Below are 14,099 nucleotides of genomic sequence, written 5' to 3'. Positions count from 1 at the left end.
ATGCCTGAATTCCGCACGAGACGGACTGGCCGGAACCGGCCGACACCAGTGACATGGAGACATACGCAATGAACGACAACGCAACCGTTCCGCACGCACCGCCGCGCATCCGGCGCGGGCAACGCATCGCGCTCGCGCTGCTGATGGCGAGCGGCATCGTCAACTATCTCGATCGCGGCACGCTGGCCGTGGCAAGCGCGGCGATCCGGGGCGATCTCGGCCTGTCGCTCGCGCAGACGGGGCTGCTGCTGTCGGCGTTTTCGTGGAGCTATGCGCTGTGCCAGTTCCCGGTCGGCGGGCTGGTCGACCGGGTCGGCCCGCGCCGGCTGCTCGGGGCCGGGCTGATCGTGTGGTCGTTCGCGCAGGCGGCGGGCGGCATCGTGTCGACGTTCGGCTGGTTCATCGTCGCGCGCATCGTGCTCGGCATCGGCGAGGCGCCGCAGTTCCCGTCGGCCGCGCGCGTGGTGAGCAACTGGTTTCCGCTGCGCGCACGCGGCACGCCGACCGGCATCTTCAATGCCGCATCGCCGCTCGGCACCGCGCTCGCGCCGTTGCTGCTGTCGATCCTCGTCGCGTCGTTCGACTGGCGCTGGGCGTTCATCGTCACCGGCGCGGCCGGGCTCGTCGTCGCGCTCGTCTGGTTTGCGCTGTATCGCGACCCGGTGCGCGCGCAACTGACCGCGGCCGAGCGCAGCTATCTCGACGCCGACGCACCCGCCGCGGTCGCGGCGCCGAAGCTGACCTTCGGCGAATGGCGCAGCCTGTTCTCGCACGGGTCGACCTGGGGGATGCTGATCGGCTATTTCGGCTCGGTGTACCTGAACTGGGTGTACCTGACCTGGCTGCCGGGCTACCTGACGATGGAGCGGCACATGAGCCTGATCCGCACCGGCTTTGCCGCGTCGGTGCCGTTCCTGTGCGGGTTCGTCGGCTCGCTGGTGGCGGGCTGGCTGTCGGATCTGGTCACGCGCCGCAGCCGTTCGCCGGTCGTGAGCCGGCGCAATGCGGTGGTGGTCGCGATGCTCGGCATGGTTGCGTTCACGATCCCGGCCGCGCTCGTGCAGAGCAACACGGTTGCGCTCGCATGCATTTCGGTCGTGATCTTTCTTGCCAACGCGGCATCGGCCTGCTCGTGGGCGCTCGCGACGGCGGCCGCGCCGCCGAGCCGTGTCGCGTCGCTCGGCGCGATCCAGAATTTCGGCGGCTTCATCGGCGGCGCGCTCGCGCCGATCCTGACGGGCCTCATTGCGCAGACGTGGTCGTTCGTGCCGGCGCTGCTGACGGCCGCGGCGATCGCGTTCGCGGGCGCGATGGCCTACCTGCTGCTGGTGCGCAAGCCGATTCCCGAGCAGGCCGCGAACGGCGCGCCCGGGCCATTGCCGGCCTGAGCGCCTGGCCCGCCCCCCGCATTCACTGAAGGAAGGAGAAACAGATGCAACACCCGCAGCAATCGGACGTGACCATCGAGGGGATCGTCCCGGTCATGCTGACGCCGTTCGACGACGCCGGCGCGATCGACTACGCAGGGCTCGAACGCCTCGTCGAATGGTATCTGGCGCACGGCGCGGATGCGCTGTTCGCGGTCGCGCAATCGAGCGAGATGCAGTTCCTGAGCCTGGCCGAGCGCGCGGCGCTCGCGCGTTTCGTGGTCGGGCGGGTGGCCGGACGCGTGCCCGTCGTTGCGTCCGGGCACGTCAGCGACGATCTCGATGCGCAGGTCGCGGAGCTGTGCGCGGCGGCCGAATCCGGCGCGCAGGCCGTCGTGCTCGTGACCAATCGCCTCGATCCGCAGCGGCGGGGCAGTGCGGCGTTGCTCGACCATCTGCACCGGCTGCTCGCGCGCCTGCCGTCGGATCTGCCGCTCGGGCTGTACGAGTGCCCGGCGCCGTACCGGCGGCTCCTGTCAGACGACGAACTGCGTGCGTGCATCGACACGGGCCGGTTCGTGATGCTCAAGGACGTGAGCTGCGACCTGGAAACGGTGAAGCGGCGGGTCGCGCTGGCCGACGGCTCGCCGCTGAAGATCCTGAACGCGAACGCCGCGATTGCGTGGGATGCGATGAAGGCGGGTTCCGCCGGCTTCAACGGCGTGTTCACGAACTTCCATCCGGATCTTTACCGGTGGTTGCGCACGCACGCACATACGAATCCGGCGCTGGCCGAGGAACTCTCGACGTTCCTGGTCGTTTCGGCGGTGTCGGAGGCGCTCGGGTACCCGGCGCTCGCGAAGCTCTATCACCAGCGGATCGGCACCTTCGCATCGATCCGTTGCCGCGCGATCGACTACGACGTGCGCGAGCGCTTCTGGGCGCTCGATGCGGTGCTCGACAAGATCGTGGCCGGCACCGAGCATTTCCGCCGGCGCATTGCCGCACGGTAAGTCACGCTCGCCGCGTGCCGCGGGGATCTCGCGGCGCGCGGCGGCCGGCTGCCTGTTTCAACCGCGCTGTCGGGTCCGGCTGACGGCCTGACGGGCGGTCAGCCGGGAGGCCGGTTCCGGCACATCCGGCACATCCGGCACATCCGGCACATCCGGCACATCCGGCACATCCGGCACATCCGGCACATCCGGCACACCCGGTACACCCGGTACACCCGGTACACCCGGTACACCCGGTACACCCGGTACACCCGGTACACCCGGTACACCCGGTACACCCGGTACACCCGGTACACCCGGTACACCCGGTACACCCGGTACACCCGGTACACCCGGTACACCCGGTACACCCGGTACACCCGGCACACCCGGCACACCCGGCACACCCGGCGCTCCGCCGACACGCAGCACCTTCCCTCCACGCTCCCCATCCCCGCCTGCCGCTCGTGATCCGTGCGTGCAAGGCCGTCGTGCGATGCCCTTCCGATTCGCCGCTGCCGGCCATTCGGCGCATGTGTACGCAGCACGACAAAAGCACACAAATCTGATCAATCCCCCCCGTCGTTTCTTGTAACGATTCGTAATATTATGCCGCCCAGCGTTTTTTACCGACGAACCGTTGACTCCGCATCCGCTTCCCATGCAACAAGTGACGACGACAAGCCCGCAGCCGATCCTGGCGACGCCGGTTGATGCCATGCTGCACGCCGTGATCGACGAGGCCGTTCACCGGAGCGTGTCGGACGCGACGACGCGCAGCGGCTACATGCGGTGCGCCGACTACGCGATCGTCGGCGCGCAGGTGCTGACGCTGCTGACCGGCAAGCCTTACCGGCCGTACGCGGGGGGCGAAGTGCTGGATTTCGGCGAGGGCAACCTGTACGCGCTGTGCACGACGCGCGAGCGGCGTCGCACGGCGCGCCATCTGTCGCACCTGGCGCGATACCACTGCTGGATCGAGGCGCGTCACGAGGTTGGCGGCCTCACGCGCAAGGAGATCGTGGATTTTACGCTGCGTCACGACGAGACCGTCGCGAGCAATCTGGGGGTGCCGTTCGCCCGCGCGTACCGGGCGTACTTCTGGGGCTGGGACGACGAGCACGCGGTGCCGGCCGAATTGCACGACCATCCGGCCTTCGCGAAGCAGGGCCCCGTGTGGCGCTGGGCCGAGCGCGAATGCACGTCGCTGCTGCGCGCCTACGAGCGCGAGCGGCCAAGCTATTTCGGGCGTCAGGTGTCGCGTGCGATCGATTTGTTCGCCGATCGTGTGGAAGGGCTCGGCTGACGGGACGGCACGCCCGAGGGCGGGCGAACCGCAGGCGGAGAGCCTGCCGCGCTGGCGCGAACGGGGGCTGCGAACCCGGCGGGCGCCTGCGTGCCGCCGGGCATGACCGGCGGCGCCGGACGGGATGCCGCGCGCGGCGGCCGATTCGCCGAGCGGGGCCGCCGATGCGTGGATCGCGCGGCCCGTTCGTGTTACTTGTTCGCCAGCGTGCCGCTGCTGTTGGCGCCGCCGAACAGACGCGTCAGGTACTGCGTGTTCGAGTTCATCTTGGCCATCAGCGTATTGAGCGCCGTGAATTGCGCCTGGTATTGCTTGGTCAGCTGCGACGAGTAGTCGGCCAGATCCGCCTGCTGCTGCGTGACGCGCTTCAGGTCGGCGTTCAGCGCCTTCGTGCGCACATCGATCATCCCGTCCTTCTTCGTGAACGGCGCGATCTGCTCGGCCATGCGCGTGCCGATCCCGTTCGTCGTGTTGAACAGGCGCGCGACCCCCGACTGGTTGGTGGCCAGCGCGTTGTCGAGCTTCGCGGTGTCGATCTTCAGCGTGCCGTCCTTCTCGAGCGAGATGCCGATCGACATCAGGTTCGTGTGACCGTTGCCGCCGTCGTTGGCGACGCCGACCGAGACGGTCGATGCGAGCGCGTTGCGGATCGTGTTCAGCGTCGAATCGCCGATCAGCGCGCCCTGCGAGCTGGCCCCTTCGGTGTAGCTCGTCAGCGTGCTCATCGTCTTCACGACGGTGTTGTACAGGTTCACGAAATTCGTGATGGTCGACGCCTGCGCCTTCGCATCGGTGCTGACCGTCAGCGTCTGCGTATCGGTGGCGCTGACCGCGGCCGCCGACAGGTTCAGCGTGACGCCGTTCAGCACGCCCGACACCGCGTTGCTCGCGCTGGTCGATGCGATGCCGTTGAGCGTGAACTTCGCGTCCTGGGCGGCGGTGCTCTGCCGCCATGCGGCCGCGCTGTTGGCCGATTCGATCGTCGACGCGCCGCCGGACGTGTCGGCCTTGGACGTGACGCCGAGGCTCGACAGCCCGTTGTCGCCGGACAGGTTGCCCACCGCGACGTTGATCGCGTTCGCCGAGCCCGTCTTCGTCGAGGCGAGCACGAGGTGGGCGCCGTCGGTGCCGTTGATGACCGTCGCGCTGATCCCGGCGTTGTCCGACGCGTTGTTGATCGCGGCCGCGATGCCCGACAGCGTGTTGTTGTTGCTGCCGATCTCGACCTTGAAGGACTGGTTGCCGAGCGACAGCGTCAGCGTGCCGGTGCCGAGCGCCTTGCTCCCGTCGAAGCCCGACGAAGCCAGGGCCTGCGAGGTCGCGATCTGCGTGACGCCGACCGTGTAGGTGCCGGCGACCGCGCCCACGCCGGCCGTGGCGGTCAGGCCCTTGCCGCTTGCGGTCGCGTTGAACGTCGACTGCAGGCCGCCGTTCTTCAGCGACGTGAGGCTCGCCTCGAGCGCGCCCAGCGCCGACGACAGTGCGCCGAACGCGGAAATCTGCGTCGAGCTGGTGGCCTGCGACGACGCAAGCGCCGCGACCCGGCCGGCCGTCTTCGCGTTCACCAGCGTCTTGACGAGCGTGCCGACGTCCATCGACGAATTGCCGGTCGAGCCGTTGATGATCGATTGCGCCGCCTGTTGCATCAGGCTGTTTGCGGTCGCGCTGGTGTTCACAGCCGAATTCGTTGCCATGGGTGATCTCCGGTTGAAATGCGATCCCGTGGCGCGCGGCCGTCGAGGCGATCCGGGCGGCCTCGCGGCGATTCGCCTGCGTGCCGCCTCCGCTGCGACTTGTTCCGGGTACACGGGAATGTCGGGAAAACGTAAGAACGTGCGCTATCGTATAATCAATCCGGTATTAATTGGTAATTTTTTGTAATGGCTATTATGAAAAATGTAGCCGGAAGCGCGGTGAATCAACACACGCTAAAGATTTGCGATTTTTTGCCGTAAACACGCTGCCCCCTTTGAATCCATTCAGGGATCGCCGCCGCTATCGGAGATTTTCCGGGGGCGGAAATGGGGGGAATCTCCCGCCCGTACTGCTCGATAGCGTTCGGGACCGCGACGGCCGGTGAATGCGCGCAGCGCGCACCGGCAGGCTGGCATTGCGCCGGAACCCTTGTGCGCCTGGCGATATCCGCTGCGTTCGACATCATGTGCCTGCCCGTCGAGCGCTTTCGTTTTCCAATACCTGTTTTCGGGCCAGAATCCGGGCCGGGTGTCTTCACCTGAAGTCAATTACGCCGCGCATTGCAATACCGGTCGAATTGCGGAAATGAAGCGGGTCTTGCGCGACTCGCATATCGAACCGGTTGTGCAATGGCGGCAGCGATGCAATGTCTCGGCCGATTTGCGTCAATTGGCGATCGTAAATCCGATTCAATCGGGTTACGCGAAAGAATCGGCGCATTTCATTTTCTTGAAACACGGAACCGGGGAATTTGCAGGGTCCGCCGGCCGTTGCCTGCCGGACTCGTCGCCTCCAATTGTCCACTTTGGCGAGACAGCCAATCATGTTTTGACGGATTGATGATTTCTGGTGAGACAGTAGACTGCACCCGTGCTTCGCCAGAACCGATCCGGAGCGCGCAGGGGAAGGCGCGAACGGATGGATTCTTCGGCGGCGGGCCATGTGGCCTGCTGTCCGATTGCGCGACGCGTGATTCGCTGCCGACCTGGCGCGCCGATGCGGCGCGCATCGGCCGCGAATGCACCAAACCGTCAATTCAAGGGTGATTGCGATGCGTTACATTTCGCTGGAATCGAAGAAGGACGAGCTGCTGCTGGCCGCTCGCGTGCTGATGATGATCCTGTTCGTGCTGTTCGGCTGGCAGAAGCTGAACGGCTTCTCGGGCACGGTCGCGTACATGGCGTCGACGGGGAACCCGGCGCCCGAGCTGGCCGCCGTGATCGCGGTGGCGGTCGAGCTGGCCGGCGGCCTGCTGATCGCGGTCGGCTTCTACACGCGCCCGCTCGCCGTGGTGTTCGCCGCCTATACGCTCGCGACCGCGCTGATCGGCCATCGCTACTGGGCGCTGCAAGGGATGGAGCAGTACATGGCGATGATCAACTTCTACAAGAACGTGAGCATCATCGGCGGACTGCTGTTGCTCGCGCTGACGGGGCCGGGACGGTATTCGCTCGACCGCAAGTAACGCCGGCGACGTTTCCGTCCGGCCTCGGGGGCCCGGCGCATGAAAGTGCGCCGGGCCTTTTTCGTATCGGCGGGCATGGCGCACTACGCCGCGCCCAGGCCGACCCAGTAGCCGGGTTGATAGGGCACCGGCAGAAACCGCTCGTGCAGCTCGCGAAACGTGGCGTCGGGGTCGAGATCCGCGAACCGTTCCGGATGCAGCCAGCGGGCCAGGCATTGCAGCGCGACGAAGTCGTACGGGTTGTCGTAGAACGCATGCCAGATCGCGTACACGCGCCCGGCGGCGACCGCGCGCAAGGTGCGGTAGCCGGGGCGTGTCATGAGCCGCCGGAGACGGTTGCGGCTCTCGGCGAGGTTCGCGCCCGGCCCGAGCTTGACCCAGTCTCCCGCGGGCGAATAGCGCGACCAGTTGGCCCCGGTGACGATCACGACGTCCGGCCCGGACGCGACGACCTGTTCCGGATGCAGCGCGCCGAAGCGCCGTTGCAGGAACCGGTCGCCGAGGTTCTCGCCGCCGGCGGCGTCGACGAGTGCGCCGAAGTTGCCGTGGCCGTAGCTGAGGCAGCAATCGCCGTACAGGCCGGCCGCTCGCTCGAGCATGACGAGCGGCCGGGATGCGATCGTTCGAACCGGCTCCGTCACCCGCCGTATCTGCGTGTCGCGAAACGCGAGGAATTCGTGTGCGCGCGCCTCGCATCCCAGCAGTTCGCCGACGATTTCGACGCTGCGCGCCGTGCTGGCCGACAGCGGCGTGCGGAAATCCAGGTAGATGACGGGAATCCCTGCGCGCGCCAGGTGCGTTTCCAGCCCCGACGATGCGGCGGCCGCGCGCGAGCTCAGGTTCAGCAGCACCGCATCGGGCGCGAGTGCGATCGCCTGCTCCGCACTCAGCGTCTCCGGCGTGCCGCCCGGAAATGCAGGAATGCTGCCTATTTCCGGAAAGCGCCGCAGATACGCACGGTAGCCGTCGAGATCGGCGTTGCGGAAGTTTTCGCCCCAGCCGACGACATCCTGGAACGGCGCGTTCGGACGCAGCAACGGCAACACGTACGCCAGTGCGCCGTCGCCCAGCAGCAGGCGGCGCACCGGGCGCCGCATGGCGATGGTGCGCACGGCGATGTCCTCGATGACGGTACGTCCGGCGGCGGCGTGTGCCGCGGGAACGGACACCAGCAGCGCCGACGCAAGCAGGCCGTGCAGCAGCGTGCGGCGCGGCGGGGAAGGGTGAGTCAAGTTCTCGTCTCCCGACAATGGGCCGGCGCGCGATGCCACGGTCGTCCGGCAGCCTCCGGTGGACGCGCATCGCATGCGGGACGCGGCCGGTCGATGCGCCGGCCCGGCCTCGCCGCGCATGGGTGCGCGTGAAGCGGGGCGAATCATCACACATTGACCGTCGGTCGGTCAAATGACTTTCTCTCGTTCCGAAAAATGCACGGTTGCCTCTTGCGCCGTAAATAAAAATGGTTATCATTCACATCGACCGGCGGTCGGTCGATGAAAATTCCGGCCGTCTCCTTCGCTTCCGCGGTCGTGCGAAGGGGGGCGCAGCCCGGCGCGTCCCGTTGAGGCGGCGCGCCGGCAGGCGGCATCGATGCCCGGCTGCGTCGCCGTCCGTCACGAACGATCCTTTGATTCGACACCACACCCGAACCCATGCAACGTCATTTCCGAATCCGATCCTGTCCGCCGGGCGGACGCGCCCGGCCCGGCCGCCGGGCCCTCTCGCACCACGGTTTCGCGCTGTCGCTGGCGCTGGCTTCCTGCACCGGCGTGACCGGCGCCTGGGCGCAGGCCGACGCGGAGGCGGGAACCGGCGCGGCGGCCGCGCCGATCCGGGACAAGGAGGAGGCCGCCACCCTGCCGGCCGTCGCCGTGACGGGGCAGCGCGTGACGGACGGCAGCGGGCCCGAGCGGGGCTACGTGGCGGAAACGTCCAGCATCGGCGGCAAGGCGCCGACGTCCGTGCTGGACACGCCGCAATCGGTGTCCGTGGTGACGCGCCGGCTGATGGACGAGCAGCAGCCGGGCAGCGCAAGCCAGGCGCTGCGTTACGCCGCCGGCGTCAACAGCGAAAGCTACGGCGGCTTCGGAACGCACCTCGACCTCACGCGCATCCGCGGAATCGATGCGGACTACTACCTGGACGGGCTGCGTGTCATCAGCAACACGTCGACCTGGACGCCGCAGATCGACCCCTACACGCTGGAGCGCATCGAAGTGCTGCGCGGGCCGGCCTCCGCGCTGTACGGGCAGGGTACCGGCGGCGGCGTGATCGATCAGGTCAGCCGCCGGCCGCAGCGCGACGCCGAGCACGAGATCGTGCTGCAGGCGGGCAGCTACGGGCACCGGCAGATCGGCGTCGACAGCACGGGCCCGCTGAACGCCGGGCGCACGCTCCTGTACCGCTTCACCGGCACCGGCCTGAGCGACGGCGGGCAGGTGGAGGACGTGCGCCACAAGCGTGTCTATCTCGCGCCCGCGCTGACCTGGCGCCCGAACGACCGGTTGTCGTGGACCGTGCTGGCGACGCACGTGCGCGAGCCGGAGATGCCGGACTACAACAGCCTGCCCGCGACCGCGCTCGGGTTGAACGGCAGCCGCTACCCGCAGGTGCCGCGCAACCGGAACTACACCGACATGGATTTCGAGGGGTCGTCGCGCAAGCAGGACTCGGTCAGCTCGCTGCTGACGTACCGGCTGGGCGACGGCTGGCAGTTCAACAGCAACCTGCGCTACATGTACGTCAACTCGGACATCCGGCGCACGTCGATCTACGGGTATCGGGACCGGGGCGGGCATCTGTGGCTGGAGGGCACCTACGGCCTCGCGCCGGCCAGCTCGCATACGTTCCAGTTCGACAACAACGTGGCGGGCACGGTGCGCACGGGCGCGCTCGCCCATCGGTTGCTGATGGGCGTCGATTACGCGAAGGGGCGGTTGACCAGCGATTCCTACCGGATGGCGCCGGTACCGTTCGATCCGTACGATCCGGTCCACTATCGGCCGCACGCGACGCCGGATTTCAGCGACAGCCAGCTCAACTGGCCGTACAACGTGCGGCAGGATTTCCAGCGCATCGGCGTCTACGCGCAGGACCAGATCGCATACGGCGGCTGGCGGCTGACGCTCGGCGGCCGGTACGACCGCTCGCGCACCGACGATACGTCGCGCAGCTACTCGCCGGTCTGGAAGTCGGGCAGGCAGGAAAACAGCCGGTGGACGGGGCGCGTCGGGCTCGGCTACGTGTTCGGGAACGGCGTGGCGCCCTACGCGAGTTACGCGACGTCGTTCGATCCGCAACTGGGCGTCGACTACAAGGGCAACGCCTTCGTGCCGGTGGAGGCGAAGCAGGTGGAAGTGGGCGTGAAGTACCACCCGCCGGGCAGCGCGACGCTGCTGACCGTCGCGCTGTTCCAGATCAACCAGACGAACGTCAGGTCGAGCGACACGCTGCACCTCGGCTACTGGACGCAGGCGGGCGAACTGCGGGCGCGCGGGGTGGACCTGCAGGCGGTCACCCGGCTGACGCGCGACCTGAACCTGATCGCCGGCTATACCTATCTCGACAGCAGCCTGGTCAGGGATTCGCTCTATCAAGGCAAGACGCCCGCGGGGACCCCGCGCCATTCCGCCAGCGCGTGGCTTGACTACGGTTTCCGCGGCACGCTCGCCGGGCTGCGCATCGGCGGCGGCGTGCGCCATCTCGGCGCGACCTGGGGCAATCCGCGCAATACGTTCAGCGTCCCGTCGGCCACGCTGTTCGACCTGGCCGCCAGCTACGATCTCGGCCGCCTGATCGGGCGCGACGCGACGCTCTCGCTCAACGTGAGCAATCTGGCCAACCGCTCCTACGTGGCGAGTTGCACGTCGGAAATGTACTGCTTCATCGGACAGGACCGGGTCGTCAACGCAACGCTTTCGTACCGGTGGTGACATGGCGCACACGCAAGCGGTTCCCGCGAATCCCGACGGCAGCCGGCCGGCAAGCGACCCGGACGCGGCCCGGCCCGCGCCCGGTGTGCGGCAGCTGTACGCGGGCCTGGTGCGCCGCCGCCTGCTGCGGCTCGTGCTGCTGGCCCTGCTGGCGCTGCTGTGCTGCGCCGCCGATCTGGCGGTGGGGCCGGCGCATTACCCGGCGCTCGACGTGCTTGCGTCGCTCTGGCGCGCGGATGCCGGTGACGCCGTGCGGGTGGTGGTGCGCGACATCCGCATGCCGGCGGCGCTGACGGCGCTGGTGGTCGGCGCGAGCCTGTCCGTCGCCGGCGTGCAGATGCAGACCGTGCTGAACAATCCGCTGGCGAGCCCGTTTACGCTCGGGGTGTCGGCGGCGGCCAGCTTCGGCGCGGCGCTCGGGCTGGTGCTGGGCGTCAGCGTGCTGCCGGCCGCGTGGGTCCCGTATGCAATCCCGGTCAATGCGTTCGCGGTGGCCATGGGCGCGGTCTTGCTGATCGATCGCGTGACGCGCTGGCGCGGCATGAGCAGCGAGCTGATCGTCCTGCTGGGGACCACGCTGGTGTTTGCGTTCACGGCGCTGCTCCAGGGGCTGCAGTACGTGGCGCCGGACCAGGCGCTCGCGGCCGTCGTGTTCTGGAGCATGGGCAGCCTCGCCCGTACCGACGGCATCCGGGTCGCCATCATGGCCGGCGCGCTGCTGCTGACCTTCGTCGCCTTCATGCGCAACGCCTGGGCGCTGACGGCGCTGCGCCTCGGCGACGCCCGCGCCGGCGCGCTGGGCATTCCGGTCGCGCGGCTGCGCTTGCGGACCATCGTACTGAGCAGTTTCCTGGCGTCCGTCTGCGTCGCGTTCGTCGGCGCCATCGGCTTCGTCGGCCTGATCGGGCCGCACGTCGCGCGCATGCTGGTGGGCGAGGACCAGCGCTTCCTGCTGCCGGCCGCCGCACTGTGCGGGGCCGCGCTGCTGTCGGCGGCGTCGGTGGCCAGCAAGGTGGTGCTGGCCGGGCAGACGGTGCCGATCGGCATCGTCACGTCGCTGGTGGGCGTGCCGCTGTTCTTCGCGCTGATCGTGCGCAACGGGAGGCGGTGATGGCGTTGCTGCGCATCGAGAAGGTCGACGCGACGCTTGACGGGCGCACCGTGCTCGAGCAGGTCGACCTCGGCCCGTTGCCCGCCGGCAGCCTGACCGTGCTGCTCGGCGCCAACGCCGCGGGCAAATCCACGCTGCTGAGGCGCATCGCGGGCGCGCTCGACGGTCGCGGCGCGATCGAAGTCGACGGCCGCCCGGTGGCGAGCTGGCCGCCCCGGCATCCGAACCGCCCGGCGTTCGTTCCGCAGGACATCTTCGCCGGCGCCGCGTTGCGGGTGCTCGAGGTCATGCTGGTCGCGTGCCGGCAGCAGGGCGGCTGGCGCATCGCCGCGGACGAGCTGGACGCGGTGGCCGCGCTGCTGCGCCGGCTGCGGATCGACGCGCTGGCGGGCTGCGAGCTGCGCACGCTCAGCGGCGGGCAGCGCCAACTGGTGTCGATCGCCCAGGCGCTGATTCGCGCGCCGCGCATCCTGCTGCTGGACGAACCCACCAGCGCGCTCGATCTGCAGCGCCAGTTCGAGCTGCTGGCGCTGCTGCGCTCGCTCGCACACGAGCACGGGCTGTGCGTGCTGATGGCCAGTCACGACCTGAACCACACGCTGCGATTCGCCGACCACGTCGCCGTGCTGCACGCGGGGCGCGTCCTGGCGTCCGGTGCGCCGCGGGACGTCATCACGCCCGCGCTGCTGGCGCAGGTCTACGGCGTGCGGGCCCGCATCGAACCTTGCTCCGAGGGGCAACTGCATGTCGTCGTCGACGGCCCGTACGGCGACGCTGCCCCGCCATCCATTCACCTGTCATAGAGAGGATTCCGACATGATTCATGCCGACCCTGTCCACGCGCTCGCGAGCGCCGCTTCGTCGATCGCGGCCGCGGATGTCCCGCCGGACGCGATCGCGTTCCAGCGCCTGCGCCTTCTGGATCATCTGGCCTGCGTGGCCGCCGGCTACGATGCGGCCGGCGTGCCGCAGGCCATTACGTTCGCGCAGCGCTACAGCGGCTGCCGGGAGGCGAGCGTGCTCGGCTCCGACCTGCGGCTGGCCGCCGGCCAGGCCGCCTTCGTCAACGCGGTGCGTGCGCGCGCGCTGGATTATTGCGACGTCGTGTCGCCGGGCTGGCACCCGGGTTCGTCCGACCTGCCGGTGGCGTTCGCCATGGCGGAGCTGACCGGCGCCAGCGGGCGGGAGATGCTGGCGGCGCTGGCGGTGGGCCAGGATATCGGCCTGCGCATCAATCGCGCCGCGCAGGCCAACGGCTTCTTCTATCGCGGGTTCGACTCCAACGTGCTCGGCCTGTTCTCGGGCGCGGTCATCGCGGCGCGGCTGCTGCGGCTGCCGGCCGAACGCTACGTCGACGCGCTGGGGCTCGCGTTCGATTTCGGCATCGGCACGTTCCAGCATTACCAGGACAAGGTGCTGGCCGTGCGCTTCGGGCAGGGGTTCGTCGCGCGCCACGCGATCGAGGCGGTCATGCTGGCGCAGGCCGGCGTGACCGGGCCGCGCCGGATACTCGCCGGCGAAAACGGTTTCTTCAACCTCTATGCGCCGGGCGAGCCCGATCTGTCGTTGCTCGACGCGGACCTGGGAATCCGCTTCCTCGGGCGCGGCGAAACCTGCTTCAAGGCCTACCCCCACTGCAGCATCCTGCTCGCGTTGACCGAGACGCTGCTGGCCGCGAGGGAGGCCGTGCTGCGGCTGCCGCTCGACGCCTGCACGATCCGCATCGAGGCTTCGCCCACGATGCGCATGGTGTGCGGCGCGCCTTACGCGCCGTCGGCCACGGCGCAGATCGACGCGCAGTTCAGCGCACGCTACGTCGCCGCCAACGCGCTGCTGCGCGGGCGGGCGACGCCCCGCGAATTCGATGCGGATGCCGCGCGCGACGCGGCGGTCGTCGCGCTCGCGCAGCGCATCGAGCTGGTGGAGCGGCCGGATTTCGAGCGCTTCGACCAATGCCGCGTGATCGTCGCGGGGCCGCACGGCGCGCCCTTCACCGTCGACGCCGCGTACGGGAAGGGCTGGCCGGAGCATCCGCTGGAAGCCGCGGAGTTGCTCGACAAGTTCCGGACCTGCTGCACGCAATCGGCGTGCGCCGGGTTCCGGAAGGGGCAGAGGGAGATCGCGGCAGCGGTCGACGTGCTGGCGCATGCGCCGAGCGTCGATGCGCTGGTGCGCGCGATGGCCTGCGGCGAATGACGCGCCGCTTTTTTTGTGCCGCGTCATTGACCGAT

General features: G+C 68.7%; 11 protein-coding genes. 9 read left to right on the top strand and 2 right to left on the bottom strand.

Annotated features, from left to right (window positions below):
* Positions 1–68: 68 nt before the first annotated feature.
* The 3 genes from GQ57_RS07745 (at position 69) to GQ57_RS07730 (ending at position 3,665) form a co-directional block, all read left to right on the top strand.
* Positions 69–1,388: an MFS transporter gene (locus GQ57_RS07745; protein WP_031398095.1), complete on the top strand. Its 1,320-nt coding sequence runs from the start codon at positions 69–71 to the stop codon at positions 1,386–1,388.
* A gap of 44 nt (positions 1,389–1,432) precedes the next feature.
* Positions 1,433–2,380, top strand: a complete 948-nt coding sequence (locus GQ57_RS07740) for a dihydrodipicolinate synthase family protein (protein WP_034197548.1) — start codon at positions 1,433–1,435, stop codon at positions 2,378–2,380.
* A gap of 640 nt (positions 2,381–3,020) precedes the next feature.
* Positions 3,021–3,665, top strand: coding sequence for a hypothetical protein (locus tag GQ57_RS07730; RefSeq protein WP_031398097.1), 645 nt, complete (start codon positions 3,021–3,023; stop codon positions 3,663–3,665).
* Between the two features lie 191 nt (positions 3,666–3,856).
* Here the strand turns inward: GQ57_RS07730 and fliD are convergent, their stop codons facing one another.
* A complete protein-coding gene (gene fliD / locus GQ57_RS07725; protein WP_031398098.1) occupies positions 3,857–5,359 on the bottom strand; it encodes a flagellar filament capping protein FliD in 1,503 nt (500 codons plus the stop codon).
* A 382-nt stretch (positions 5,360–5,741) separates the two neighbouring features.
* Here fliD and GQ57_RS41440 point away from each other — a divergent pair, with 382 nt between their 5' ends.
* A complete protein-coding gene (locus GQ57_RS41440) occupies positions 5,742–6,200 on the top strand; it encodes a hypothetical protein (RefSeq protein ID WP_152603214.1) in 459 nt (152 codons plus the stop codon).
* Between the two features lie 211 nt (positions 6,201–6,411).
* A complete protein-coding gene (locus GQ57_RS07720; protein WP_031398099.1) occupies positions 6,412–6,825 on the top strand; it encodes a DoxX family protein in 414 nt (137 codons plus the stop codon).
* An 83-nt stretch (positions 6,826–6,908) separates the two neighbouring features.
* Here the strand turns inward: GQ57_RS07720 and GQ57_RS07715 are convergent, their stop codons facing one another.
* Positions 6,909–8,057 carry an ABC transporter substrate-binding protein gene (locus GQ57_RS07715; RefSeq protein ID WP_052001160.1) on the bottom strand — a complete coding sequence of 383 codons (1,149 nt, stop codon included), beginning with the start codon at positions 8,055–8,057 and terminating at the stop codon, positions 6,909–6,911.
* Between the two features lie 537 nt (positions 8,058–8,594).
* Here GQ57_RS07715 and GQ57_RS07710 point away from each other — a divergent pair.
* The 4 genes from GQ57_RS07710 to GQ57_RS07695 are packed head-to-tail and all read left to right on the top strand — an operon-like array spanning position 8,595 to position 14,064.
* The gene (locus GQ57_RS07710; RefSeq protein ID WP_235215038.1) at positions 8,595–10,757 is read left to right on the top strand and encodes a TonB-dependent siderophore receptor; all 2,163 of its coding nucleotides are present in this window, start codon (positions 8,595–8,597) and stop codon (positions 10,755–10,757) included.
* 1 nt (position 10,758) lies between these two features.
* Positions 10,759–11,868, top strand: a complete 1,110-nt coding sequence (locus tag GQ57_RS07705) for a FecCD family ABC transporter permease (RefSeq protein ID WP_081896614.1) — start codon at positions 10,759–10,761, stop codon at positions 11,866–11,868.
* Positions 11,868–12,671: an ABC transporter ATP-binding protein gene (locus GQ57_RS07700; protein WP_052001158.1), complete on the top strand. Its 804-nt coding sequence runs from the start codon at positions 11,868–11,870 to the stop codon at positions 12,669–12,671. The genes GQ57_RS07705 and GQ57_RS07700 overlap by 1 nt, the downstream gene beginning before the upstream one ends.
* Positions 12,613–14,064 carry an MmgE/PrpD family protein gene (locus GQ57_RS07695; RefSeq protein ID WP_235215037.1) on the top strand — a complete coding sequence of 484 codons (1,452 nt, stop codon included), beginning with the start codon at positions 12,613–12,615 and terminating at the stop codon, positions 14,062–14,064. Before GQ57_RS07700 ends, GQ57_RS07695 begins: the two co-directional genes overlap by 59 nt.
* Positions 14,065–14,099 lie beyond the last annotated feature (35 nt).

It is taken from the genome of Burkholderia sp. MSh2, from assembly GCF_000731655.1.
In the GTDB taxonomy this organism is placed as follows: Bacteria; Pseudomonadota; Gammaproteobacteria; order Burkholderiales; family Burkholderiaceae; genus Burkholderia; species Burkholderia paludis.
Note: the sequence above shows the minus strand (reverse complement) of the source record. Positions and strands in the feature narration are given on the sequence as shown.

Coding starts and splice junctions, on each gene's coding strand:
- GQ57_RS07745 (WP_031398095.1), top strand. CDS start 69: ATGAACGACAACGCAACCGTTCCGCACGCACCGCCGCGCATCCGGCGC.
- GQ57_RS07740 (WP_034197548.1), top strand. CDS start 1,433: ATGCAACACCCGCAGCAATCGGACGTGACCATCGAGGGGATCGTCCCG.
- GQ57_RS07730 (WP_031398097.1), top strand. CDS start 3,021: ATGCAACAAGTGACGACGACAAGCCCGCAGCCGATCCTGGCGACGCCG.
- fliD (WP_031398098.1), bottom strand. CDS start 5,359: ATGGCAACGAATTCGGCTGTGAACACCAGCGCGACCGCAAACAGCCTG.
- GQ57_RS07720 (WP_031398099.1), top strand. CDS start 6,412: ATGCGTTACATTTCGCTGGAATCGAAGAAGGACGAGCTGCTGCTGGCC.
- GQ57_RS07705 (WP_081896614.1), top strand. CDS start 10,759: ATGGCGCACACGCAAGCGGTTCCCGCGAATCCCGACGGCAGCCGGCCG.
- GQ57_RS07700 (WP_052001158.1), top strand. CDS start 11,868: ATGGCGTTGCTGCGCATCGAGAAGGTCGACGCGACGCTTGACGGGCGC.
- GQ57_RS07695 (WP_235215037.1), top strand. CDS start 12,613: ATGTCGTCGTCGACGGCCCGTACGGCGACGCTGCCCCGCCATCCATTC.